General features: G+C 36.8%; 25 protein-coding genes and 1 pseudogene. 12 read left to right on the top strand and 14 right to left on the bottom strand.

Features of this window, described 5'->3' with window-relative positions; all coding sequences use genetic code 11:
- Nucleotides 1-11 precede the first annotated feature (11 nt).
- The 6 genes from ispE to J4O15_RS05245 all read right to left on the bottom strand — a co-directional run bounded on the left by ispE (nucleotide 12) and on the right by J4O15_RS05245 (nucleotide 6,337).
- The gene (ispE, locus tag J4O15_RS05270) at nucleotides 12-890 is read right to left on the bottom strand and encodes a 4-(cytidine 5'-diphospho)-2-C-methyl-D-erythritol kinase (protein ID WP_208099952.1); all 879 of its coding nucleotides are present in this window, start codon (nucleotides 888-890) and stop codon (nucleotides 12-14) included.
- A 307-nt stretch (nucleotides 891-1,197) separates the two neighbouring features.
- Complete coding sequence (locus tag J4O15_RS05265; protein WP_208099554.1) at nucleotides 1,198-2,523, bottom strand: IS1380 family transposase; 1,326 nt, start codon at nucleotides 2,521-2,523, stop codon at nucleotides 1,198-1,200.
- 182 nt (nucleotides 2,524-2,705) lie between these two features.
- Nucleotides 2,706-3,353 (bottom strand): GNAT family N-acetyltransferase, encoded by a 648-nt coding sequence (locus tag J4O15_RS05260; protein ID WP_243761962.1) that lies wholly within the window; start codon nucleotides 3,351-3,353, stop codon nucleotides 2,706-2,708.
- Nucleotides 3,319-3,837: a peptidylprolyl isomerase gene (locus J4O15_RS05255; RefSeq protein ID WP_009219294.1), complete on the bottom strand. Its 519-nt coding sequence runs from the start codon at nucleotides 3,835-3,837 to the stop codon at nucleotides 3,319-3,321. The genes J4O15_RS05260 and J4O15_RS05255 overlap by 35 nt, the downstream gene beginning before the upstream one ends.
- A 159-nt stretch (nucleotides 3,838-3,996) precedes the next feature.
- Complete coding sequence (pyk, locus tag J4O15_RS05250; RefSeq protein WP_208099951.1) at nucleotides 3,997-5,433, bottom strand: pyruvate kinase; 1,437 nt, start codon at nucleotides 5,431-5,433, stop codon at nucleotides 3,997-3,999.
- Between the two features lie 82 nt (nucleotides 5,434-5,515).
- Nucleotides 5,516-6,337 carry a membrane protein gene (locus J4O15_RS05245; protein WP_009219292.1) on the bottom strand — a complete coding sequence of 274 codons (822 nt, stop codon included), beginning with the start codon at nucleotides 6,335-6,337 and terminating at the stop codon, nucleotides 5,516-5,518.
- Between the two features lie 593 nt (nucleotides 6,338-6,930).
- Between J4O15_RS05245 and aroF the strand changes: the two genes are divergently transcribed.
- The 9 genes from aroF to J4O15_RS05200 all read left to right on the top strand — a co-directional run bounded on the left by aroF (nucleotide 6,931) and on the right by J4O15_RS05200 (nucleotide 19,015).
- Nucleotides 6,931-7,944 carry a 3-deoxy-7-phosphoheptulonate synthase gene (aroF, locus tag J4O15_RS05240; protein ID WP_208099950.1) on the top strand — a complete coding sequence of 338 codons (1,014 nt, stop codon included), beginning with the start codon at nucleotides 6,931-6,933 and terminating at the stop codon, nucleotides 7,942-7,944.
- A 1-nt stretch (nucleotide 7,945) separates the two neighbouring features.
- Entirely contained in the window at nucleotides 7,946-9,409 is a 1,464-nt protein-coding gene (trpE, locus tag J4O15_RS05235; RefSeq protein ID WP_208099949.1) for an anthranilate synthase component I, read from the top strand.
- Nucleotides 9,406-9,972 (top strand): anthranilate synthase component II, encoded by a 567-nt coding sequence (locus J4O15_RS05230; RefSeq protein WP_009219286.1) that lies wholly within the window; start codon nucleotides 9,406-9,408, stop codon nucleotides 9,970-9,972. The genes trpE and J4O15_RS05230 overlap by 4 nt, the downstream gene beginning before the upstream one ends.
- 142 nt (nucleotides 9,973-10,114) lie before the next feature.
- Nucleotides 10,115-11,131: an anthranilate phosphoribosyltransferase gene (trpD, locus tag J4O15_RS05225; RefSeq protein ID WP_208099948.1), complete on the top strand. Its 1,017-nt coding sequence runs from the start codon at nucleotides 10,115-10,117 to the stop codon at nucleotides 11,129-11,131.
- Nucleotides 11,124-11,927 (top strand): indole-3-glycerol phosphate synthase TrpC, encoded by an 804-nt coding sequence (gene trpC / locus J4O15_RS05220; RefSeq protein ID WP_208099947.1) that lies wholly within the window; start codon nucleotides 11,124-11,126, stop codon nucleotides 11,925-11,927. The genes trpD and trpC overlap by 8 nt, the downstream gene beginning before the upstream one ends.
- Complete coding sequence (locus J4O15_RS05215; RefSeq protein ID WP_208099946.1) at nucleotides 11,914-12,525, top strand: phosphoribosylanthranilate isomerase; 612 nt, start codon at nucleotides 11,914-11,916, stop codon at nucleotides 12,523-12,525. The genes trpC and J4O15_RS05215 overlap by 14 nt, the downstream gene beginning before the upstream one ends.
- Entirely contained in the window at nucleotides 12,512-13,702 is a 1,191-nt protein-coding gene (gene trpB / locus J4O15_RS05210; protein ID WP_208099945.1) for a tryptophan synthase subunit beta, read from the top strand. Before J4O15_RS05215 ends, trpB begins: the two co-directional genes overlap by 14 nt.
- Nucleotides 13,695-14,465 carry a tryptophan synthase subunit alpha gene (trpA, locus tag J4O15_RS05205; RefSeq protein ID WP_208099944.1) on the top strand — a complete coding sequence of 257 codons (771 nt, stop codon included), beginning with the start codon at nucleotides 13,695-13,697 and terminating at the stop codon, nucleotides 14,463-14,465. Before trpB ends, trpA begins: the two co-directional genes overlap by 8 nt.
- Nucleotides 14,466-14,752: 287 nt before the next feature.
- The gene (locus tag J4O15_RS05200; RefSeq protein WP_208099943.1) at nucleotides 14,753-19,015 is read left to right on the top strand and encodes a 2-hydroxyacyl-CoA dehydratase; all 4,263 of its coding nucleotides are present in this window, start codon (nucleotides 14,753-14,755) and stop codon (nucleotides 19,013-19,015) included.
- A 151-nt stretch (nucleotides 19,016-19,166) separates the two neighbouring features.
- Here the strand turns inward: J4O15_RS05200 and J4O15_RS05195 are convergent, their stop codons facing one another.
- Both J4O15_RS05195 and J4O15_RS05190 read right to left on the bottom strand, forming a co-directional pair.
- The gene (locus tag J4O15_RS05195) at nucleotides 19,167-20,006 is read right to left on the bottom strand and encodes a nucleotidyl transferase AbiEii/AbiGii toxin family protein (RefSeq protein ID WP_009219279.1); all 840 of its coding nucleotides are present in this window, start codon (nucleotides 20,004-20,006) and stop codon (nucleotides 19,167-19,169) included.
- Entirely contained in the window at nucleotides 20,003-20,596 is a 594-nt protein-coding gene (locus J4O15_RS05190; RefSeq protein WP_009219278.1) for a type IV toxin-antitoxin system AbiEi family antitoxin domain-containing protein, read from the bottom strand. The genes J4O15_RS05195 and J4O15_RS05190 overlap by 4 nt, the downstream gene beginning before the upstream one ends.
- 71 nt (nucleotides 20,597-20,667) lie before the next feature.
- Here J4O15_RS05190 and J4O15_RS05185 point away from each other — a divergent pair, with 71 nt between their 5' ends.
- Complete coding sequence (locus tag J4O15_RS05185; protein WP_009219277.1) at nucleotides 20,668-20,928, top strand: helix-turn-helix domain-containing protein; 261 nt, start codon at nucleotides 20,668-20,670, stop codon at nucleotides 20,926-20,928.
- A gap of 52 nt (nucleotides 20,929-20,980) precedes the next feature.
- Here the strand turns inward: J4O15_RS05185 and J4O15_RS05180 are convergent, their stop codons facing one another.
- The 6 genes and pseudogenes from J4O15_RS05180 to J4O15_RS05160 all read right to left on the bottom strand — a co-directional run bounded on the left by J4O15_RS05180 (nucleotide 20,981) and on the right by J4O15_RS05160 (nucleotide 23,577).
- Complete coding sequence (locus J4O15_RS05180; protein ID WP_009219276.1) at nucleotides 20,981-21,430, bottom strand: hypothetical protein; 450 nt, start codon at nucleotides 21,428-21,430, stop codon at nucleotides 20,981-20,983.
- 61 nt (nucleotides 21,431-21,491) lie between these two features.
- Nucleotides 21,492-21,971, bottom strand: a complete 480-nt coding sequence (locus J4O15_RS05175; RefSeq protein ID WP_208099942.1) for a DUF5071 domain-containing protein — start codon at nucleotides 21,969-21,971, stop codon at nucleotides 21,492-21,494.
- Nucleotides 21,955-22,161, bottom strand: a complete 207-nt coding sequence (locus J4O15_RS05170) for a hypothetical protein (protein ID WP_208099941.1) — start codon at nucleotides 22,159-22,161, stop codon at nucleotides 21,955-21,957. The genes J4O15_RS05175 and J4O15_RS05170 overlap by 17 nt, the downstream gene beginning before the upstream one ends.
- Before the next feature lie 19 nt (nucleotides 22,162-22,180).
- Entirely contained in the window at nucleotides 22,181-22,657 is a 477-nt protein-coding gene (locus J4O15_RS05165; protein WP_208099940.1) for a GNAT family N-acetyltransferase, read from the bottom strand.
- A gap of 30 nt (nucleotides 22,658-22,687) precedes the next feature.
- Nucleotides 22,688-22,918 carry a PDDEXK nuclease domain-containing protein gene (locus tag J4O15_RS15890; RefSeq protein ID WP_243761961.1) on the bottom strand — a complete coding sequence of 77 codons (231 nt, stop codon included), beginning with the start codon at nucleotides 22,916-22,918 and terminating at the stop codon, nucleotides 22,688-22,690.
- Nucleotides 22,906-23,577: pseudogene (locus J4O15_RS05160) on the bottom strand (DUF1016 N-terminal domain-containing protein). Before J4O15_RS05160 ends, J4O15_RS15890 begins: the two are co-directional and overlap by 13 nt.
- A 173-nt stretch (nucleotides 23,578-23,750) precedes the next feature.
- Between J4O15_RS05160 and J4O15_RS05155 the strand changes: the two are divergent.
- On the top strand, nucleotides 23,751-25,181 hold the full coding sequence (locus J4O15_RS05155; protein WP_208099939.1) for a putative DNA modification/repair radical SAM protein: 1,431 nt from the start codon (nucleotides 23,751-23,753) through the stop codon (nucleotides 25,179-25,181).
- A complete protein-coding gene (locus tag J4O15_RS05150) occupies nucleotides 25,181-25,945 on the top strand; it encodes a TIGR03915 family putative DNA repair protein (protein WP_208099938.1) in 765 nt (254 codons plus the stop codon). Before J4O15_RS05155 ends, J4O15_RS05150 begins: the two co-directional genes overlap by 1 nt.
- Nucleotides 25,946-26,006: the final 61 nt, after the last annotated feature.

The following is a 26,006-nucleotide window of genomic DNA, read 5'->3' as shown; positions in this document are numbered from 1 at the left end:
CATATATCCTACTACAAGGTATTAGTAATCTGTATATAATTTACTCTATCATCTTCTTTCAGTATTTTTTTGGTTCTAAGCATGTCCTCATCGCTGTCAAAAATTCCGAATACGGCAGTACCGCTGCCGCTCATAAGGCAGCCTAAACAATTATTATCCATCATTGTTTTTTTAATATCCTCTATAAAAGGCAATAGCTTTATAGACGGCAGTTCCAAAATATTATTAAGCGAATCTGCAATTTCTTTTATCTTTATTTTTTCATCCTTATCACTCTCTATAACGGAAACCATCTCTTTTACATCCCGGTGTCTAAAGCCGCTCTTATTTAAATTCTCTATATCCAGACTTTCATACACCTTTTTTGTGGAAAGCCCTGTATTCGGTTTGGCTATCAAAATCTTCATCTTTGGTAAGGGCTTTAAGCTTTTTAATTTCTCACCTACACCGCTTGCCAGTGCCGTACCTCCCATTATACAAAAAGGTATGTCCGCACCCAGGCTTGCACCAAGCTCCAGAAGTCTGTCTTTGCTTATATTAAGCTTAAACAGCTCATTCACCGCCTTTAAGGTGGCAGCCGCATCGGCACTTCCCCCTGCCATGCCTGCTTCCATAGGAATGTTTTTTTCAAGACTCAGTTCTATACCGAAATCTTTGCCTGCTTCCTTTTGTAATAAAACTATAGCTTTGTATATAAGATTGGTCTCATCCATTGCCAAATCTTTATTGTCAGATTTAAGTAATATCTTCTTTTCTTCAAGTTCTTTGATTTCCAGCACATCCGCTATATCAACATTTGTCATAACCATTTCTACTTCATGGTAACCGTCTTCTTTTCTTCTGAGCACATCCAAGCATAAATTAATTTTTGCAAATGCCTTTACCTTCATCCTTTAACCCCTGTTATTTACTGCCCTAAAAATATTGTACCTAAAATTATACATTAAAATTTGTATAAAAACAACAGTTAGGTTTTTCTAACCAAAGGGCGCAATCCTAAACTTTTTATATATATTTTGCCTATAATAAATTATCCTGAATTATTCACAGTACAATATTTTAGTTAATTACCGTGCTATAAATCTTTAAACTTGACCAATGACGCTATAACTGACTTAATACATCTAAAAATGGGCAGACTTCCCCTAGGTAGTGTTTTTGAGTAGTTATTAAGCTCTCAAGGTTCATTATTAGTTGTTATTCAAGCTGTATACATAGCTTGCTGATATTGGATATAGTCTCATAGAACTCATCCTTATATGGGCAACTGCTACACAGCTTGAATGTCATATATCTTGCTGAACGAATTACTTTTGCAGCAATCTTTAGCAGTTTTAGACGGACAGTATCAATGCGTTGTTTTCGCATATTTGCAGATAATGCCAATCGTCTAAACCAATTAAATATATTATAAGCAAGTGCATGTATTTGAAGCCTGTTGGCATTTACAATCCTTGTATGACTGCTGACAGAGGCAAAGTCAAAACCTGTTTTACTTTCCTTTATGAAGTTTTCCATCAAGCCTCTTTTGCAATAGAACTTGATAAGATATTCAGGGGATGACTCCATGTTTGTAACAATGAATGTATACATGTAAGTCATTTGGTTTTCAGGCTTTTCAACTTTACAGACAACACGTCTTTCATAAGGCCAAGGACCTGCCTGATACATGAAGTCACCATAAACCACAGCATAATCTACTTTGTTGTTTTTTGTGATTTCATCAAGTTCATCTACAAGATATGATGCCTTATCACGAAGTATAGCATTTTCTTTCAAACGAATTACATAGCCGGTACCGTTTTCTTCACACTGTTTATATAAACCGGGTGTTGCAAAGCCACTATCTCCACGAAGGAGAAGTTTAATTTCCGGAAAACCTTCAAGATATTCATCAAGTATAGGCTGCAGAAAGTCCACAACTCCTGTGCTTGAATACTGAGTCCCGTCACGAAGCTGAATTTTAATCAAATCTCCTGTGATTCCATCATAGCAAACAAGTGGATGGTAACCGTTATTTTGATAGTGGAAGTTAAATGCTCTGCCTTCCTGTTTGCCATAGGCATTAAGAAGTGTTGAGTCCAAATCCAAAATGATAGCTTCCGGCATCTGAATGCTATAAACTTTCTTTCGAAGAATTTGATTTATTGAAAGGAACCGTTTCAGCGAATCCTCATCCATTCGATTATGAAATCTTGAAATGGTTGGTTGTGATGCTAAAGTGTCTTTATTTAGCACTGCTTTAAACACAGGATCATTTGTAAGTTCATCTGAAGAATCATCTTCAAAATAGCCTGCAATGATCATATATATCATCTGAAGAAGGTTTTCTTTATCAGTGTGATAACGGAATAATGCAGAATCATTGGTCTTAAATGATTTACAGAAAAGTTTGTCAATGCCAAGTTTACTTACGAATTCTTTTATAAGAAGTAAGCCTGCATCGGAGGATAAATCTCCTCCATCGAAATTAATTTTAATTTTTCTATTGCTTTCAAGTGATAAGGTGTTTACAATACTCATAAAGGGCTCCTTTGTGTGATTATATTGAGTTTTAGCACCTTAATTTTACCACAAATGGACGCTCTTTTTTTATTCACTTACTAGGTGAAAGCAATATTTTGTTAAAATATAGTAATTATATGGCTTTCAGCCACGTTCATGATGTTGCCATGAATAATCTAGGATTATATATGTTTTTAATATTACTCAAAGTCCTTTTCTATTATCACTCCGAGCTTTTTTGCAAGATTTATTGATGCCGTATTTGACTCCTTTATTCTTACATAGATGTTTTCTACTTCACAATGCTTTTTTATAAAGCTTAATAAATAGCGACAAACTTTAAAAGTATAACCTTTTTTTCGGTATTTTTTATCCGTCATATATGAAATATAGCATTTACCTTCTTCATTATAAAATCCTGCCAATCCCATCAGTTCATCTTCATTTTCAAATACATATAATCCATATCCGTAAAAATCATAATGCATCGAAATATATTCCGCTAACTCCTCTTTGGTATTAAAAGGAAATTCTCTAAACGCTGATAGAGTAACAAAATCCTCCACATTTATCTCACGAATATTTATATTTTCTGTTTTTCCTATACTTAGAGGCAGTTTTAAACTTCTATATGCCACCTTTTTTATATACTCTTCGTCTATATCTCTTAAATCCTCTATGGCATATTTTGAAACTTTTATATCTATATACTCTTTTCCGAGTATAGCAATTGTGGCTTTGCAAGAGTTAAAAGCCTCCCACAAAGCCACATTTTCATCCGATATTACTATCTCACAATGTTTTCCTTCAATATTAACATTTTTCAGGAGCTTCATAAGTCTCGCCAAATGTCTCTACCGTCATTGTCTTTATCTTTTGTTCTGTATTCGGCCTATCATTATAATCTGTATCCACTGCTGCTATTTTATCTACTACATCCATGCCCTCTACTACCGTTCCGAATGCCGCATAAGCACCGTCAAGATGTGGTGCATCCTGATGCATTATAAAAAACTGTGATCCTGCCGAGTTTGGACTCATAGCTCTTGCCATTGAAATAACTCCTCTGCTATGTGCCAAATCATTTTGGAATCCGTTTTGATTAAACTCACCCTTGATTTGATAATCCGGACCTCCCATACCGTTTCCCTGTGGGCAGCCTCCCTGTATCATAAATCCTGAAATAACTCTGTGAAATGTGAGCCCGTCATAAAACTTTTCATTAATCAGGCTTATAAAATTTCTTACGGTGTTCGGTGCAACCTCAGGATAAAGCTCAATTTTGATTACTGAATCATCTGTCATTGTTATTGTTACTATTGGATTTGTCATGCTCTCTCTCCTTTTAATCCCAATAAAGTCACCCGGAATTTATCCTCGTGACTTTATATGGAATCTCTACGATCATTATTATATTTATTTTATCATATTCTTACTTGTTTTTGTATAAAAAAGTATACTGTTTTATTAAAATTTTTAACTTACCTATAATTATTTCACTATTTCAACCTGCATTGTATTTGTATACTTTGCAGGGCCTCTCTCGTCCTTTGTAGGTATAATACCTGCAGTAATAACTACAAGATCATTTAATTTTAAATACTTTCCGGACTTTAATATATCCACTGATGATGATATAAGTTCATCCGTTGTATCGGCTCTTTTTGCCCATACAGGAACTACTCCGTAGAAAAGCTGCATTTGGCGTACCGTAGATATACTTGGGCTCATTCCGTAAACAGGTATACTTGATCTCCACTTTGAGAGCATCCTTGTTGTAAATCCGGTGATGGAAGGTGCTATTATTGCTTTTGCACCTAACTGGTCTGCCGTATATACCGCCGCATAGCCTACCTGATTTGATATATTCTTTTTATCCATCTTATTTACTTTTCTGCCCCTGTAGAGTGCATGGTCAAGATGAATCTCTGTTTCCTCGGCTATTTTTACCATCATTTTTAATGCTTCAAGAGGGTATTTACCCATTGCCGACTCACCTGATAGCATTATCGCATCGGTACCGTCATATATGGCATTTGCCACATCTGAGACTTCCGCTCTTGTAGGTCTTGGATTTCTGATCATTGAATCAAGCATCTGTGTAGCTGTTATTACAGGTTTTCCCGCTACCGAGCATTTTTCTATAAGCTTTTTTTGTACAAAGGGAAGTTTGGCTGCATCTATCTCCACACCCATATCTCCTCTTGCCACCATGATACCGTCGCTCGCCTCTATGATATCATCCATATTTTCAATGCCTTCCTGATTCTCGATTTTTGAAATAATCTGGATATGTGAACCCTTCTCATTTAAAATCTCTCTGATTTGGCGAACCGCATCACCATTTCTTATAAAGGAAGCGGCAATAAAATCAAATCCGTTGTCACAGGCAAACTTTATATCTTCTTTATCTTTTTCTGTGAGCGCAGGAAGCTTTATAGAAACTCCGGGTACATTTACACCCTTTCTCTCTCCAAGCTCACCGCCATTTATAATTTTTGTATGAATATCCGCTCCGTCTACTTTTATAACTTCAAGCTCTATAAGTCCGTCATCTATAAGTATTTTATCACCCGGCTTTACATCCTCATTTAAACCTGTGTAATTGATAAATCCTTTCTTATCATTTCCCACACATTCATTTATTGTGAGAATATATTCATTTCCCGCTTCCAATGTAACCTTTTGTCCACCCTCGAGTACACCTGTTCTTATCTCAGGCCCCTTGGTATCAAGAAGTGCCGCAACATGCTTTCCGGTCTCTTCTCTTACTTCTCTCAGAATATTTAATCTGCCAAGATGCTCCTCATAATCACCATGTGAAAAATTGAATCTGGCAACATCCATTCCGGCTATTGCCATATTTTTCATAAGATTTTTATCATTTGTATTTGGACCCATGGTACAGATAATTTTTGTTTTCTTCATTTCTTTTCCTCTTTATATCTTTATAAGCTTAAATGCTGCCATTTTATTGTGCAGCCATTGTTACCAAAACTATATACAAGTCTTATTCAACATGAATATGTGTATATAAATGCTCCGAGCAATATTCTAAATTACCATTGCATTTTGAGCAATATCTAAACTCCAAGGTATCATCATCCTTTTCAGTTCTTCCACAAACAGCACATCTATGTATCGGCTCGCTTGCAGGTCTCATCTTTACAGCCCTTTTAAACTTCACCTGTCTGACTACATTCTTTGGGGATACCCTATACCAATTTCTGGTTAATAAATAGAATATTACAAAGTTTAATAAGCTGAGTCCGATAGATGTCTTTGTAATAATGCCGCCCATTATAAAATTATAAATTTCAATAAGCAAATATACCGCTGCCAGATATTTTGCTTTGACCGGCAGTACAAAATATATATAAAAGGTCATCTCAGGATATGTCAGAGCAAATGCCAAAAATATCGACAGATTCAGGCTGTCAGGTGTGAGCGGATATATACTCGATGCCTCTCCATATATAAAATATAAAATAAAGGCGCCTATTATCAGGAATATATACCCCATAAACATATACACATTAAATCTGAAACTTCCCCATACCCTTTCGAGATTGCTTCCTAGGCTATAGTACAAAACAAGCATTATTGCCGAAAAAAATATACTTTGGCTTGGGGCGTACATAATCCATGTCACCAGTCTCCAAACCTGCCCTGAAAGTATTTTCGGTATATCCAAGGACATATAATTATAATAGATTTCTATATTTACCAATGATATAGCAAAACCTATACTGTATAATACAGTCAGATACATCATCAAATTTCTGATAGCATATCTTCCGAATTTTCTCTCTAATTTTTCAAAAAAACCCATTGCTCTCCCTTCTGATATCTGTAAAAATTTGTGTACACAAGTTTTCCCTTTAATACACCGACCTATTATAACATTTATAATACTTGGATGTAAATGATTTGAATCTGTAAGTCGATGAAAGAAAATCATTTATTTTTAACATAATATATTTTTATGTTGACATAAATTCAATTTTATATTAGAATCCATAACAATAATTGAAAAAACAAACCGTTGATATGGAGATAAAGTTAGTCATGACTTCACAGAGAGTCTGGGAAGCTGAGAGCCGGATAAGAAACAGTCTAGCAAATGGACCATTGAGGGTGTAGTCAAATGCTTCGGCAGAGTATACTACAACGTACGCATACGTTAGTTGCAAGGGATATGTAGGTATCTTAAAGTGCACAGATCATGCTGTGAATCAAGGTGGCACCACGATTTTTTATTGTTGAAATTTCGTCCTTGACAAATATTAACCTTTTTAGGTTTTTATTTGTCAGGGACTTTTTTATTTCTATGTTATATTTAAAATTTTACAATCCAGGCAGCTTTAAGGATTGCAAAATCAAATAAACATTTGACTATTTATATCCAATTCGTTAGGAGGACTTATGGTTTTTATTTTAAAAGCAGGCATCAGTGAAGAGGCAATACAAAATTTCAGAAAAGAATTTGAAGATATCGGATTTGATACAATATACGCCCCTGGTACGGAACATACTGCGGTATGTCTTATAGGAAATACTTCAAAAATAGATATGGACACTATAGTGGAAACTCATCCGATAGTTGCCTATGGCAAGAGGGTTACAGAAACCTATAAGGCGGCAGGCAGAACCGTTCATCCCGATGATACCGTCATAAAGGTAAATGATGTAAATATCGGTACCGGAACTTTCACCGTTATTGCAGGACCTTGCAGTGTGGAAACAAGCGAGCAGATTACTATGGTGGCAAGAAGTATCAAAGAAAGCGGTGCCGTAATACTTCGAGGCGGAGCCTTTAAGCCTAGAACTTCCCCCTATTCCTTCCAAGGACTTGGAAAAGAAGGTCTGGACTTTTTAGAAAGTGCCAAGGCAGCCGTAAATATTCCGATTATCTCGGAGGTTATGAATCAGACACAGCTGCCCCTTTTTGAAAATGTGGATATTATCCAGATAGGTGCCAGAAATATGCAAAACTTTGATTTGCTAAAGGAAGTCGGAAAGTTAAAAAAGCCGGTACTTTTAAAGCGTGGGCTTTGCAACACTATTGAAGAATTCCTTATGAGTGCCGAATATATTATGGCATCAGGCAATGAAAATGTTATACTCTGTGAGCGGGGTATCAGAACATTTGAGACCGCCACCAGAAATACTTTAGATCTTGGAGCGGTTGCACTTTTAAAAGAAAAAACACATCTTCCGGTACTGGTGGATCCAAGCCATGCAATGGGAATAAGATCACTTGTACCACCGCTTGCAAAGGCGGCACTTGCAGTCGGAGCGGACGGAATTATGGTAGAGGTTCATAATGATCCTGCAAAGGCATTATGTGACGGTGCACAATCACTTGACCTGTTGCAGTTTGCAGACCTTATGAATGAAATCAAAAAAAGAGTTGTACTTGAAGGAAGGACCTTATAATATGTATTACCCCTCATTAACTGAAATAGAGAAAATAAAAGAAACTAAAGAATATACTCTTGCACCTGTGAGTCTTGAAATCCTATCCGACTTCATCACACCTATTGAGGCAATAAGGATTTTAAAAAAGGCTTCCACACATGCCTATATGTTGGAATCCGCAAAGGCAAATGAAAACTGGGGAAGATATACATTTCTGGGCTTTAATCCCGAACTTTCCATAAGCTGTATTGACAGCAGGATAAATGTGAATGGTAAAAAGTTTATCTGCACCGATCTTCCTATGTATCTGAGAGAGCTGTTAAAAAAATATAAAAGCCCGAGAATTTCTTCTTTGCCTCCTTTTACAGGCGGTCTGGTAGGATATTTTTCCTTTGATTATATAGGCTATAAGGAACCCGGTATAAAAAGGAATGTAGATGATGCCGAGGGCTTTAAGGATATTGATGTAATGCTTTTTAAGGATGTTATTGTATTTGACCATATAAAGCAAAAAATCATACTTATTACAAATATTTCATTAACAGGCGATACTTCATTTGCCTATAAAGAAGCTGTTAAAAAGCTTGAAAAAATAAAAAACCTTTTATTAACCGGTGAAAAATCCAATGAATCCGGCAAACTCCTTTCTGAGGTAACACCACTGTTCTCAGAAAAAGAGTTTTCAGAGATGATTGCAAAGGCAAAGCATCATATCAAGGAGGGAGATATCTTCCAAATAGTGCTTTCAAACCGTCTACAGGCGGATTTTAAAGGAAGCCTTTTTAATACCTACAGAATACTTAGAACGGTAAATCCGTCTCCATATATGTTTTATTTTTCCGGTACCGATGTGGAAATTGCCGGAGCTTCACCCGAAACCTTGGTAAAGCTTGAAGACGGAATACTGCATACTTTCCCTCTTGCAGGTACCAGACCAAGAGGAAAAACGCAAGCTGAGGATATTCTTTTAGAGAATGAACTGCTGGCTGATAAAAAAGAGCTGGCTGAACATAATATGCTGGTAGACCTTGGCAGAAATGACCTCGGCAAAGTAAGTAAATTCGGAAGTGTAAAAGTAAAAAAGCTTCGTTCCATAGAAAGATATTCACATGTAATGCATATCGGCTCCACTGTAAGAGGTGAAATAAGACCTGAATATGATGCACTGGATGCACTGGAAGCTGTACTTCCCGCCGGCACTCTCTCCGGTGCACCAAAGATTCGTGCCTGTCAGCTTATAGGAGAACTTGAAAACAACAAAAGAGGTGTATATGGAGGTGCTATCGGATATATAGATTTTACAGGAAATATGGACACCTGTATTGCTATAAGACTTGCCTACAAGAAAAACGGTAAAGTATTTATCAGAAGCGGTGCCGGTATTGTGGCAGACTCCGAACCCGATAAGGAATATATGGAAACTATCAATAAGGCAGGTGCGGTAGTAGATGCATTAAGAAAAGCTCAGGAGATAAATATATGATTCTATTGATTGATAATTATGACAGTTTTTCCTACAATCTTTTTCAGATGGTGGGAGAAATTTATCCGGATATAAAGGTAATAAGAAATGATGAGATGAGCGTAGAAGAAATAAAAAATCTTGCTCCACAAAAAATCATTATCTCCCCCGGTCCCGGAAGACCTGAGGATGCAGGTATTATTATAGATGTGGTAAAGGAGCTTGGGCAAAGTATTCCAATCCTCGGAGTATGCCTTGGGCATCAGGCTATTTGCATGGCATTCGGCGCTACAGTGACCTATGCCAAAGAACTTATGCATGGCAAGGATTCTCTTACATATTTTGATACCTCCGGTGCATTTTTCTCAGGTATACCTGCCAAAAGCAGAGTTGCCAGATATCATTCTCTTGCCGCAAGTAAAGATACACTCCCAAATGAGCTGAAGGTGATTGCAAGAACGGATGATGATGAAGTAATGGCGGTAGAACACATCCATTACCCAATCTATGGAGTGCAGTTCCATCCGGAATCCATAATGACAGAATATGGAAAGGAAATGTTGAGGAATTTTATTTCACTGTAGCTGTAGTATTTATTTTACAATCCCAATCGCAGTTCTTTCTTAAAGCTTCGCAGGATTTTACGAAAGAACTAAACGCTACAGGTATTGTAAAATTTAAATACTATCACTATCTGAAAAATTATACAAATATGGAAAGGATACTATGATTAAAGAAGCTATTGTAAAGATTGTAAATAAAGAAGATTTGACCTTTGATGAAGCTTATACCGTTATGAATGAAATTATGAACGGAGAAACTTCACCTACACAAAATGCTGCATTTCTTGCCGCTCTTTCCACAAAAAGCGCCAAGGCGGAGACCACTCAAGAAATTGCAGGTTGTGCAAAAGCTATGAGAGAGCATGCCACAGCCGTAGATACGGATTTTGACCTTTTTGAAATAGTGGGTACAGGAGGTGATAATGCAGGCAGCTTTAATATCTCCACTACCTCAGCCATAGTGGCTGCCGCAGGCGGTATGAAAGTAAGTAAACATGGCAACAGAGCCGCTTCTTCAAAATGCGGTACGGCAGATTGCCTGGAAGCCTTAGGTGTAAATATTGACGAAGATCCCAATAAATGCAAGGAACTGCTGGAAAAGGTGGGTATATGCTTTTTCTTTGCCCAAAAATATCACAGCTCCATGAAATATGTAGGATCAATCAGAAAGGAACTTGGATTTAGGACCGTTTTTAATATACTCGGACCTCTCACCAATCCGGCAAAACCAAGGCGCCAGCTTCTTGGAGTATATGATGAATATCTTATAGAACCTCTTGCTAAAGTTTTAATGGAGCTTGGTGTACAAAGAGGTATGGTAGTCTATGGTATGGATAAACTTGATGAGATATCTCTCTCCGCCCCTACCAAGGTTTGTGAAATAAAGGGCGACTCACTTACCCTATATGAGATAAAACCTGAGGATTTCGGACTTAAACGCTGCAAAAAAGAAGATTTGGCAGGCGGTGATCCGAAAGATAATGCAGCCATTACTCTTGCCATACTAAATGGAGAAAAAGGACCTAAAACCGATGCCGTACTTTTAAATGCCGGTGCGGCACTCTATATAGGTGATAAGGCAAACAGTATAAAGGAAGGAATAGATCTTGCAAGAAATCTTATTGAAAGTAAAAAGGCAATTAAGGTTTTGGATGATTTTATAAGGATTAGCAATGAGTAAAGAAATAACTGTCTTAGATACAATAGCCACATATACTAGGCAAAGAATCAAAGAGCAAAAAAAAAGTATTCCTCTGTCTGTAGTCAGAGCCGAAGCTGAAAAAATAGAGGCTGTGAAGTTTGGTTTTGAAAATGCTTTAAAAAAACCCGGTCTCTCCTTTATATGTGAATGTAAAAAGGCTTCACCATCTAAGGGTATTATATCAAAAGATTTTCCCTATCTTTCGATTGCAAAGGAATACGAAGATGCGGGTGCAGACTGTATCTCGGTACTTACAGAGCCAAGATGGTTTCTTGGAAGCGATAAATATCTAAAAGAAATATCAAATACCGTTAATGTCCCGCTTCTTAGAAAGGATTTTACTGTTGATGAGTATATGATATATGAAGCCAAGGCAATGGGTGCTTCCTGTATCCTTTTGATCTGCTCCATATTATCTGTTGAAGAAATGCAGTATTTCAAAGATATCAGTGATGACCTTGGGCTTTCCGCTCTTGTGGAATGTCATGATGAAGCTGAAATTGAAAAAGCGTTAAAGATAAATGCCCGTATGATTGGAGTAAATAACAGAAATCTAAAGGACTTCTCCGTGGATACCGGTAACAGTAAAAGGCTTAGAAGTCTTGTACCTCAAGATATTTTATTTGTTTCCGAGAGCGGTGTAAAAAGCCCTGAAGATATAAAAAACATTATTGATATGGGGGCTGATGCAGCCCTAATAGGTGAGGTGCTTATGCGGGCAGAGAGTAAAAAATTCACTTTGGATTGGTTAAAGGGAAAATATGACAAAGATTAAGCTATGCGGCATAACAAAAGAGGATGATATCCATGTGATAAATGAATTATTACCTGATTATATAGGCTTTGTATTTGCAGGTAAAAGCAGAAGGTATATATCCTTTGATATGGCAAAAAAACTGAAAGCAAAGCTTGACAACAGGGTAAAGGCGGTGGGTGTATTTGTAAATGAGGATATCGAAAATATCGTTTACCTTATTAAAAATAAAACCATTGATATTGTACAGCTTCATGGGAACGAAGATACAAAATATATAGATGCTTTAAAGAAAAAGATAAACGCTCCCATTATATATGCCTATCAGATAAAATCAAAAACCGATATAGAAAAAATAGATAAAAACTTTGATTTTATCCTGCTTGATGCGGGTGCCGGCTGCGGTGAAACCTTTGATGAAGCTTTGCTTGAAGGCTTTGAAGGTGAATATTTTCTGGCGGGCGGACTCTCCCCTGATAATATACAGGAAAAAATAATAAAACTGCATCCCTTTGCAGTGGATGTAAGTTCGGGAATAGAAACCGAAGGCAAAAAAGATGCCACTAAGATGAGAAGATTTGTAAATTTAGTAAGAGAGGTGACAAATGACAGCTATTAAAGGAAGATTTGGAATTCATGGAGGACAGTATATACCTGAAACTCTCATGAATGCAGTATTGGAATTGGAAAAAGCCTATAATCATTACAAAGATGATCCCGAGTTTAACAAAGAACTCAATTATCTCTTGAATGATTATGCTGGCAGACCTTCAAAGCTTTATTTTGCAAAGAAAATGACGGAGGATCTTGGCGGTGCAAAGATTTATTTAAAGCGTGAGGACCTTACACATACAGGCGCACATAAGATAAATAATGTTTTAGGGCAGGCGCTCCTTGCCAAAAAGATGGGTAAGAAGAGACTTATTGCAGAAACCGGTGCAGGACAGCATGGTGTTGCAACTGCAACAGCAGCCGCATTGATGGGCATGGAATGTGTGGTATTTATGGGTGAAGAAGACACCATTCGTCAGGCACTGAATGTATATAAGATGAGGCTGCTTGGTGCTACGGTTATTCCTGTAACAAGCGGAACAAAAACTCTAAAAGATGCGGTTTCCGAAGCTATGAGAGAGTGGACAAGCAGAATAGATGATACTCATTACTGCCTCGGCTCTGTAATGGGACCTCATCCCTTTCCCACTATTGTCAGGGATTTTCAGGCGGTGATTTCAAAGGAAATCAAAGAGCAGATACTAAAAAAAGAAGGTAAATTACCTGATGCCGTACTTGCCTGTGTGGGAGGAGGCTCCAATGCCATAGGAAGCTTTTATAATTTTATAAACGATAAGGAGGTTGCACTTATAGGTTGTGAAGCTGCGGGCAAAGGAATCCATACATTTGAAACCGCAGCTACCATAAATACCGGAAGGCTTGGTATTTTCCATGGTATGAAATCCTACTTCTGTCAGGATGAATACGGTCAAATAGCACCTGTATATTCCATCTCCGCCGGACTTGACTATCCGGGTGTCGGACCTGAACATTCATATCTTCATGATATAAAAAGGGCAAGCTATGTACCCGTAACAGATAATGAATCGGTGGAAGCATTTGAATATCTCTCCCGAATGGAGGGTATTATACCTGCTATAGAATCTGCACATGCTGTTGCCCATGCAATGAAAATAGCGCCTTCTATGAGTAAGGATCAGATAATTGTAATCACCATATCCGGCAGAGGTGATAAGGATTGTGCGGCTATTGCAAGATACAAAGGAGAAGATTTACATGAATAAAATATATGAAGCATTAAAAAATAAAAAGGCATTTATCCCCTTTATTACCTGCGGTGATCCTGATGTGACTACTACAAAAGCAGCCATTCTTGAAATGGTAAAAAACGGCGCCGACCTGATAGAAATAGGTATACCTTTCTCCGATCCTACGGCTGAGGGCGTGGTGATACAGGGTGCAAATATACGTGCACTTGAAGGAGGCATTACCACTGATAAGGTATTTGATATGGTAGTTGAGCTTAGAAAGGAAATAAGTATTCCACTTGTATTTATGACCTATGCAAATGTTGTGTTCTCATACGGTACGGAAAAATTCTTTGCAAAATGCAGTGAGGTCGGTATTGACGGCATTATACTTCCCGATATCCCGTTTGAAGAAAGAAATGAGTTCCTTGATATATCAGAAAAATATAATATTGATCTCATCTCTCTTATTGCGCCTACATCCGATAACCGCATTGCAATGATTGCAAAGGAAGCTAAAGGATTTTTATACATTGTATCAAGTCTTGGTGTAACAGGAACCAGAAGTGAAATCACAACAGATTTAAACTCCATAGTAAAGATAGTAAGGGAAAATACAGATATACCCTGTGCTATAGGCTTCGGTATCTCAACTCCTAAGCAGGCGGATGAAATGAGTAAGATAGCTGACGGAGTAATCGTAGGTTCAGCCATTATCAAGCTCTTGAAACAGTATAAAACAAAAGCACCTGAATATATAGGAGCTTATGTAAAAGAAATGAAATCCGCCATGAATTAAAGATAAAGAAATGCAGTTTGGACCTCGTCTTTAAAGCTGTCCAAACTGCAATATAAACTACAGTATTTAATACACTTTTAATCTCTTCTACATTGCCTTATTCCTACTAATGTGCTATGATATGAAATCATGTTTTCACATGTGGGTTTTGTGTGCAATTTTATTTCCCAAAATAAAATACAGACTAAATCGTTGATTTTAAGGATTGCATTTTTGCAGTCCCGTTTCAAAGTGGGCATTTTGCCCGGGATATCATATAATCATAAGCTTATAAAAGAGGTTATAATATGCAAAACACAGAAAAAATCTATGTGCTTGGTATAGACATAGGTTCGACTACTGTCAAAATCGCTATACTTGATAGCAAGCATGAAGTAGTATTCTCAGATTATCGCAGACATTATGCAAATATACAGGGAACTTTGGCGGCACAGCTATCTGATGCCTTTGAAAAAATCGGGGAAGTAAATATAATCCCTATGATCACCGGCTCAGGCGGTCTTACCCTTTCAAAACATCTAAAGTCCACCTTTGTACAGGAAGTGGTTGCGGTTGCAACTTCACTTAAGGCTAGTGCCCCTCAAACAGATGTGGCAATAGAGCTTGGTGGAGAGGATGCAAAGATCATTTACTTTACAGGCGGTATAGACCAGAGAATGAACGGTATATGCGCCGGAGGTACAGGAAGTTTTATAGACCAGATGGCTTCCCTTCTGCAAACAGATGCTATCGGATTAAACGAATATGCAAAAAGCTATAAATCTATTTATCCAATAGCTGCCAGATGCGGAGTTTTTGCAAAAACGGATGTACAGCCACTTATCAATGAGGGTGCTACCAGAGAGGATCTCTCCGCTTCTATATTCCAGGCGGTGGTAAATCAGACTATTTCAGGTCTTGCCTGCGGCAAGCCTATCAGAGGTCATGTGGCATTCCTTGGCGGTCCGCTTCATTTCCTTTCAGAATTAAAGCAGGCATTTATAAGAACTTTAAATCTCACAGATGAGTATATTGTCGACCCTGACAATTCACATCTTTTTGCCGCCATCGGTGCAGCACTTAACTGTGAAAGTACCGAGGCAATGATAGGTATTTCAGATCTTATTGCAAAACTTAAGGAAGGTATCGAGATGGCACATGAGATTGCCAGACTTGATTCACTCTTTGATAATGAGGCTGACTATGAGGAATTCAGCAACAGACATTTCGGTCACAGTGTAAAAACAGGAAAGCTTGAAGAATACAGCGGAAATATCTTCCTTGGAATAGATGCCGGTTCAACCACTACAAAGATAGCTTTGGTAGGTGAGGACGGAAGCCTGCTTTGGAATTTCTATTCCAATAATAACGGTTCTCCTTTGGCTACAGCTATTTCAGCCATCAAGTCTGTAAAGGAAAAGATTCGTCCGGATGCAAAAATAGTATACTCATGCTCTACAGGATATGGTGAGGCACTTTTAAAGGCTGCATTTATGCTGGATGAGGGTGAGGTAGAGACGATTGCACATTACTATGCCGCTGCATTTTTTGAGCCTGAGGTCGACTGTATACTTGATATCGGAGGTCAAGATATGAAATGCATCCGTATCAAGGACGGCACTGTAGACTCCGTGCAGTTAAATGAGGCATGTTCCGCCGGATGCGGCTCCTTTATAGAAACTTTTGCCGGTTCACTAAACTTCTCCGTACAAAACTTTGCAAAGGAAGCATTATTTGCAAAAAATCCGGTAGACCTTGGTACCAGATGTACCGTTTTCATGAACTCAAATGTAAAACAGGCACAAAAGGAAGGTGCTACCGTAGCGGATATTTCAGCAGGTCTTGCATATTCGGTTATTAAAAACGCCTTGTTTAAGGTTATAAAGATTTCCAATGCTGCCGACCTCGGAAAACATATAGTGGTACAGGGTGGTACGTTCTATAATGATGCCGTGCTTCGTGCCCTTGAAAAGATTTCAGGCGGCTTTGTTACAAGACCTGATATCGCAGGTATTATGGGCGCTTTCGGTGCCGCTCTTATCGCAAGAGAACGATATGAGGGTAAAAAGACCACCATGCTGCCTCTTGATAATATAATATCACTTCAGTATGACACCTCTATGACCAGATGTCGTGGCTGCAACAACAATTGTGTTATGACCGTAAATAAGTTTGAGGGTGGAAGAAACTTCATATCGGGAAACAGATGTGAGAGAGGTCTTGGCAAGGACAGAGTTAAAAAGGATGTGCCCAATCTCTATGAATATAAGTATAATCGTATGTTTAACTACGAGCCTCTTACAGCTGACAAGGCATTTAGAGGTACTGTTGGAATACCGAGAGTTTTAAATATGTATGAGAACTTCCCGTTCTGGGCTGTATTCTTTAGAAACCTCGGCTTTAGAACTGTGCTCTCTCCTATGTCCACCAAAAAAATATATGAGCTTGGTATCGAATCCATTCCAAGTGAGTCCGAATGTTATCCTGCAAAGATTACACATGGACATATTTCATGGCTTATAAAGAACGGTGTTCGCACTATATGGTATCCATGTATACCATATGAGAGAAATGAACAGCCTGATGCTGGCAATCATTTTAACTGCCCTATCGTTACCTCGTATGCTGAGAATATAAAGAATAATGTGGAAGAAATCAGAGAAACAAATACCAGATTTTTAAATCCTTTTATGGCATTTACAAACGAAGAGGTGCTTACAAATCAGCTTATCAAGGTAATGAAGCAGGAATTTGATATAAACGAAAGAGAAGTAAAATTCGCTGCACATGCTGCATGGACGGAACTTATCCAATCAAAGAAGGATATTGAAAGAGAGGGTGAAAAAACTATTGAGTGGCTGCATAAGAACAATCGCCACGGTATAGTTCTTGCAGGAAGACCATATCATGTGGATCCTGAAATCCACCACGGTATTCCGGATATGATTACTTCATTCGGTATCGCAGTACTTACAGAGGATGCGGTTTCTCATCTTGCGAAGATAGAAAGACCGGTTATTGTAAGCGATCAGTGGATGTATCATTCCAGATTATATGCTGCCGCAAGCCTTGTAAAGCAGGATGATTGCCTTGACCTTGTACAGCTTAACTCATTCGGTTGCGGACTTGATGCGGTAACTACGGATCAGGTAAGTGATATACTTACAGGTTCAGGAAAAATCTATACCGTGCTTAAGATTGATGAGGTAAACAATCTCGGTGCCGCAAGAATCCGTATCCGTTCACTTATCGCGGCACTCCGTGTAAGAGATAAGAAAAACTTTGAAAGAAAAGTACAGTCCTCAGCTTATCACAGAAAGGTATTTACAAAGGAGATGAAGGATGAATATACCATTCTTTGTCCACAGATGTCTCCTATACATTTTGACCTTTTAGAGCCGGCACTCAATGCTTTCGGATACCATGTGGAAGTACTCCAAAATGATTCCCGTTCCGCTATAGACTGCGGTTTAAAATATGTAAATAATGATGCCTGCTACCCATCTTTGATAGTAGTCGGACAGATAATGGAAGCATTGCTTTCAGGAAAATATGATCCCGATAAGACTGCAATATTTATGAGTCAGACCGGTGGAGGATGTAGAGCCAGCAATTATATAGGCTTTATCAGAAGAGCACTTGAAAAAGTGGATATGGCACAGATTCCCGTAATCTCAGTCAATGCCAACGGTATGGAGACCAATGAGGGCTTTAAGATGACTCCTCCTATGATTATAAAAGCGATGCAGGCTGTAGTATATGGCGATTTGTTTATGAGAGTTTTATATGCTACAAGACCTTATGAAAAGGAAAAAGGTGCTGCCAACAGACTTCATAGAAAGTGGAGAAATCGTGTAATAGATTCCCTTTCTGTAAGAAAACTGAACTTCGGAGAGTTTAAGAAAAATATCAGAGGCATTGTAAAAGATTTTGACAATCTCCCAAGGCTTAATATAAAGAAGCCAAGAGTAGGTGTTGTAGGAGAAATCCTTGTAAAATTCTCTCCTCTTGCCAATAATCATATAGTTGAACTGCTTGAAAAAGAGGGTGCAGAGGCTGTAATGCCGGATCTTTTGGACTTCCTTCTTTACAGTTTCTATAACAGTAACTTTAAAGCAGAGCATCTTGGTATGTCAAAAAAGACCGCCTTTATGTCAAATGTCGGTATCAAGGTACTTGAGGCACTCAGAGGTGATGCAAGAAAAGCACTTGAAAAGAGCAAGCATTTTATTGCTCCTTCAAGAATAGATCATCTTGCAAATATGGCTAAGGACTATGTATCTGTAGGAAATCAGACAGGTGAGGGTTGGTTCTTGACAGGCGAAATGCTCGAGCTTATAGAGACCGGTACTCCAAATATTGTTTGTACACAGCCTTTTGGCTGCCTGCCAAACCATGTGGTGGGTAAGGGTGTTATAAAGGAGCTTCGCCGCTCCCATCCCGAAGCAAATATCATAGCGGTAGACTATGATCCCGGTGCGTCAGAAGTAAACCAGCTAAACAGAATCAAGCTGATGCTCTCTACAGCACAGAAGAATCTGAAAGAACAGAGTAAGAAGGTTATATCATAATATAATAAATTCTATAATTAATGTTGAGATCGACATTTAGCGGTCTCAACATTTTTGATTTGCTCACTTTTTATAAACCACATTTGAAATAACAATATATCTCAACGCAAAAACACCCGCAAAGCAGGCGTAATCTACAATGCAGGCATTTTTACTCAACCATTTTTCTTAATATTCTTACACTTCCTATCACATCATCCCATTCTAATGCACCTACGTAATAGTTAGTTTTTCGGTAGTTATCCCATTGCTGTTTCATCACTTTGTCATCAGCAATCTTGTTGATAACATCGTCTATCATCATAATCTGCTCCGTAGACTCTCTTCTCTTACATGTAGCATAAAATGCAGATTTCATTGTATATCTATCAATAGTCACTGCATCTTGATTAAGTAGCACATGTATATCATAGAAATCTCTCATTCTTGTATTAACCTCTGCTCTTACCATGACAGTTTCAAGTTTTTCCGCAAGAAGCGTTTCCAAATTATAAGCCCAAATATTTATTGATCTGTCCTCAATAATAAGTGGCAACTTATATGCTATCGCTCTCGGCGTAATCTCATCACCTGTTGAGATATCAATCTTAATAGTCTGTTTTAACTTATCTATCGTACATTCTATCATAAAACGAATACCTTCATACTCGTGACCTTCCATAATATCCTGCACCTTAGTTATACGAAAAACAACTCCGTCCTCCAGGTCAATAGCTATTATCTCTTCCAAAATCTTTTGAGCTGACACCTTATTTATAATAAGTGATTTTACTGTAGTATCCACATCCATAGTTGAACGCATATCCACACCTACCAAAGAAGATACTAAAAGTCCACCCTTTAACACAAAATTATCTCTATATTGTGATAAAGAAACCCTCTCCAGAAGCCGTTCCATAAGATATATTCTCAGTATTATCTGCGATTTGTCACTGTCACCGCCTGCTTTATTTTTTATCTTTGCCTTTACAGCTGTAGCACCTTTAATCATAATAACACCTCTGTATATTGTCTCACCTTATCTGAAACTCCCATAATACCGGCATACTTCATGAGGATATGAATATTTTTTTCATTATCTGAAAAATAAGATGTCAAAGCCATTTGAAATACTTGAATATCCATTCTTTTTTTATTCTTGATAATATCGCATATACAACGTTCTTTGTCGTAGATTCTTACCGTATTACCGATAAAAGTCTGCTCCTTTGTCAAGCCAAGCTCTAACCATTCCTGTCTTACCGTATGTACTACAACACCATCTTCTTTTAGATGTTTCGCATTATACCCTCGTACAACAGTAATTACCGGTGAAAAAGGCTCTCTATCGGAAAGATTATGAATATACAAAGCTGTTTCATGGGAGAAAACAATTTTTCTATTCCTAAGCTGAATCGAATACAGTCTGTCTTCCAATGCCTCAGGCGAAATGTATATTCCGGGTGCAATCTTTTCCATTTCATTTTTACGGATATAATCCAGAACAGAATACTTTGATACTCCCTCATTTTGAGCATCAATTAATCGAATATATCCATTTTGTTCTTCAAGTAACTTATCAAGGATATTTCTTTCGTCCATATTCTCAACCCCTTTCGCTATAATTTTAAATTTATGTAGCGAAAAAGTCAATATATTTGAGGAGAATAATAATGGCTAATATTAAATTCGATGATTATTTAAACAATGAATTTAAAAACGGATACTTGACTGAAAAAGCCATTTTAGAAAGTGCTCTCGTTATTGCAAGTGCAAGGCAAAGTGCCAGGTTATCTCAAAGGCAACTTGCTAAGATATCTCATGTTCCGCAGTCTACAATTGCAAGAATTGAATGTGGCTATAATACAAGTATAGAAACCATAAACAAACTTGCAATGGCACTTGGCAAAAAGCTTACAATCAGTATTAGCTAATATAATAGGTGGAGTCACGATATTGTAGCTCCACCTGTTATATACTCATATTCTATTTTTGATTAACTTCCTTTGATACCTGATCTAAATCGATGATAAGATCCAAAACAGCTCTATCATTTGCTGTAAATGTCGGCTTATTATCCATATATCTTCTGTTCCTTTCATCAGCTTTGCCGGCATTTGCAGGAATGTATTCTCCATTACTACTACCTTTAATATAGAACATATATATTGCAACAGCACCAACTATTAAAGCTATGATAACTAATGCAGCTACTCCGCCCATAATCTTTTTCTTTCTACTCCTCTCAATACGTCTTGCCTCACTCGTAATATCTATATAATCCTTGTTTTTAAGCTCATTTATAATATTCCCCAGTTTATCCAATATCTCATTCAAATTATCAAATAGTTCTGTCAGTTGAATTATAATTGATGGTATATAAATATTCTTTTTTACTTTAGGCAACAGCTTTATAAAAGAATCCATACTAAACATTTAGAGTCCTCTTTCCTTAAGAGCACTGTCTATTTTATTCTTATTGTCGACTTTTATTTTATTAAGTTCTATAAAAATCTCTATACTTTAACAAATCATAAGTTTTTGGATTTTCAAAATCGCTTTTTTTAATATTCTTATCCTCAATAAGTATAGCTATTCCAGATATCCACATTTCATCATCATCTTCATATGCTCTCCACAGTAGTCTTTCTACATAGGGCAACAAATCATTTTTATTGTAAGACACCAATAATGAAACAGTATACTCAAAAGTAGGCCAATTTGCATCTTGTAATAGTTCTATTAAAAATGGTATATACTCTAATTTTCTAGTGTAACTCATCCTTTCTATAATATATAGAATATTGAACCATGAAAACTTACTTTTGTATCTCAAAGGATTAAAATAAGTTTCTGTATTACTTTCTTCTTTTTCTAATAATAATGCTAATTTGTCTAGTTTTTCCCCAGATATATTCTCGTTAATGTAAATATTATATTCATATTTTTTAATTAAGTTATCAATCAATTTTGACATTACATGGTCCTCCATTATCTCTTATAGATATTGATGCTAATATTTTTGTTAAGTAGTATGGATTCTCTTTTACTGTTGGCCTGCTATTAATCCATTCCATCATCTCCAAAGGATTTACAGGTCTTACAGAAACATGATTTGGTTTATCTATAACTGCCGTTAATACTCCTGTTGCATTTATTGCCTCCATAGTTGTAATAGTATACTTGTTACCCACGCGAAGAGTTGAATGTAATCACCATCTCTTTATCTCCTAACGAGATTTCCGATCCACTATATTTTTGCTTTACCTTTTTCCAAAAATACGAGCCATTAGTGTTATTCAGAGCATATTTAAGTTGCCATAATCCTTTTCTTTCTTCTACAAGAAGCTTTATAGCATCCATAGCATAGCCTTTATTCCTATATGCAGGAAATATAGAGAATTCTGCAATTACATTATCAATTTCTTCTCCTGTAAAAGAATATTTGTTTAATAATACAAATCCAATCCATGCCTCGTCGTCATAAATAAAATAAACCGAACGATCATTATCCTCAAAGTAAAGCGGAAGATATCTGTATTCATATACTCCCTCTTCATCCATTTCATCGCCATAATACTTTGACATCTCATACAAATATTTTTGAATAACATTAAACAGAGCCTTTCTTTTATCTTTCCCAACTCTTTTTATATAAACCATATTATCCCCTTATCCTCTGTAGTTCGCGCATTATTCGCATACTACTTTAATTTTATTGTCATAATATGAAGCCATTTTAATCGCATAGTCTTTGTTTTTCTCCACATCGCCATATGATGCACAAAGAATAACTCCTACACTTGGATTTTCCGCTTGTTTCTTAACTTCTCTATCCAATGCTTCCAAATATAGATTCATCTTTCCTATATATTCAGGCTTGAATTCTCCAATCTTGAGTTCAAATGCAACTAAGCATGACAATCCTCTTTTCCAATTTCTAAAACAAAGTTCTTCAAGTTCTCCAGTATTGATTTTTGAAAATCTTTTTCGTTACCACCCTTTGGTGCATCAAGGAACTCTAAAACATATTTGTCTAAAAATAAATTATGTGTTTCTTGTTTTGCTTTTTGAATTGCCGACGACATATTGCCATTTGAAAGCATAAAGCGTTCATAGTAACCGCTATACATCTGTCTTTCCAACTCACGCTTTGAATATCTCTCTTTTACTGCCAATTCAATATAAAATCTTCTCTCTTCTTGGCTTTTAGAAGCCGACATTATTTTCAAGTGATTAGCCCAACTCAATTGTGTCACCGGTGGTGACACTTTTTCATCATCTTTATATAACTCGTAGAATTGCTTCATTCTGTAAAGTCCTCTACGATTAAATCCCTTCAGCTCAGGATAGTTTGTTGAAAAAAAATCTGCCACATTATCAACAAATCAGGAACCATAAGATGCTTCTTCAGTTTTTTTACTGATATATTTTCCTACCTCTTGATACATTAATATCAACTCTTCATTAACTTTTCGATATGCACGATCCTTTGAATTTTCTACAATCGTAACAATCTCTTCAAATGGATTGTTATTTTTATATACATTTATATTTTGCGAAGAAGCCTTTTCTTTATCCATAAGTTCCTCCTATCGGTATCTGACATCTATAATTTATTTCCTACTTTCCCTACAAAAAGATCATAGCATTTTTAAGGCATTTTTTCCATTCTGAAATTAGTGTATACTTACCTATATATTTCAAAAAGCATCGAAGAATTATATCAGAACAATACCTATTGACACACGAACATATGTTCTTGTATAATCTATTTATGATAAACATATGTTCTAAAGAAGATACTTTAAAAAAGCTTGAAATACTCTCAGATGCTGCTAAGTATGATGTTGCCTGCACTTCAAGCGGAGTGGACAGAAAGGGAAAAGAAGGAAAACTAGGTAATAGCGTAGCCTCAGGAATATGCCATACTTTCAGCAGCGATGGTAGATGTATTTCTTTGCTTAAGATACTTATGACCAACCATTGTATTTTTGATTGTAAATACTGTATTAACAGAAAAAGTAATGATATACGCCGTGCATGTTTTACTCCAAGAGAGATCTGTGAGTTGACTGTGGAGTTTTACAAAAGGAATTATATTGAAGGCTTGTTTTTAAGTTCCGGTATAATTAACAGCCCGAACTTTACTATGGAAAGGATTTGCGAGACTCTGAGTCTGTTAAGGAATGAATACATGTTTAACGGATATGTGCATGTTAAAGCCATACCCGGTTCCTCTGATGAATTACTTTTACAGGCAGGATCTCTTGCAGACAGGATGAGTGTTAATATTGAGTTCCCTACCGAATCAAGCCTAAAAAAATATGCTCCCAATAAAAGTTTCAATCTTATATCAAATCCTATGAAAAAAATAAAGGATTCCATAGCGATGAATAGGCTAAGTATTGGAGAGAGTCCGAAACTCCCAAGAAGCAATATCAATAAATATATACCCGGCAGTATATTTAACGATGTAGCCCAAATTGAGGGAGATAATACTTTAAAATCTTCACTTATCACCAAACAGGCTAATGTTCGCCCCTTTGTGCCGTCAGGACAAAGCACACAAATGATTATAGGTGCCGGTGATGACAGTGATTATACCATACTTATGACTGCTCAAAATCTATATAAAGATTTTGATTTAAAAAGGGTATTTTATTCAGCATATATTCCTGTTAATGAGGATTCATCTCTACCGAATCCCGGTACGGCTGTTCCTCTTTTAAGAGAACATAGGCTTTATCAAGCTGATTGGCTTATTAGATTTTACGGCTTTAATGCCAGAGAACTTCTAAGCAAAGATGAGCCGGACTTCAATACCTATATAGATCCTAAATGCAATTGGGCTGTCAAACATTTGGAGTATTTCCCCGTGGAAGTACAGACAGCCGATATATCCCGTCTGCTTAGAGTACCGGGTATAGGTCCTAAGGCTGCAAAAAGGATTGTAAGTTCTCGCAGACACTCTCTGCTCGACTTTAATTCCCTTGCCAAGATGGGCGTAGTTTTAAAAAGGGCACATTACTTTTTAACCTGTAATGGCAAAATGATGTACAAAACTTTATTGGATGAAAAATATATAACAAATAGACTTATCATGTTAGGTGGCAATAAGAACTTTCAACAAAGCTACCAATCCGAAAGACAGTTATCTCTATTTGATGATTTTGGGTTGAAATAATGAAAATATTTACATATGATGATAACTTCTATGCCTTGGCGTCATGTATATACACAGCTTGGGAATACAGCCTTTGCCATAAAAATGAGAATATACAATTGCAAAAGCATTTATTTACACAGCAAAATATGTTTTCGGAAATTATATATGTAAACACCGATATTAAAAATGCAAAAAAGGTTATAGAAAGTATTAAGCACAAGCTTTCCATACAAACATATCGGACTGTTTACACGGCTTTTTTATATTATAAAGATACAGGAAATGATATTTATAATTACCTGAGACTTGCTTTTAAATATGGTAAAAATATCAATTCTATGTCCGGTGAAGAAGTTGTTATGAAACTTTTAAAGTTTCAAACAGCGGTCATCCGTGAAATTCACTCCTATAAGGAGTTTACAAGATTTAAAGAAGTGGGTGAAGATCTCTTTTTGGCAACTATCGAACCCAAGCATGATATACTTGCCGAACTTTCCTATCATTTTAAAGACCGAATGCCTTCTCTTAACTGGATCATTATAGACTGTTCAAGAAGCATTTCTCTAATCCATCCAAAGGACAGTGAATGCTACCTGCAAACAGTTGAAAAAAATGAGCTTGAAGCTGCTGCAAAGTTGAATGATATAAAAACTCCTTATTCTAAGCTTTGGAAAGCATTTTTTGAAAATGTTTCAATAAAAGAAAGAGAAAATGTAAATTTGCAAAGACAGCATTGCCCTCTTATAAGAAGAAAGTATATGACCGAGTTTATAGATGAATGACAATACAAGCATATAAAAATGGTTGTCGTTTAACATATTAACGACAACCACATTTTATTAT

This window comes from Lachnoanaerobaculum sp. Marseille-Q4761, assembly GCF_017565785.1.
GTDB lineage: Bacteria > Bacillota > Clostridia > Lachnospirales > Lachnospiraceae > Lachnoanaerobaculum.
Note: the sequence above shows the minus strand (reverse complement) of the source record. Positions and strands in the feature narration are given on the sequence as shown.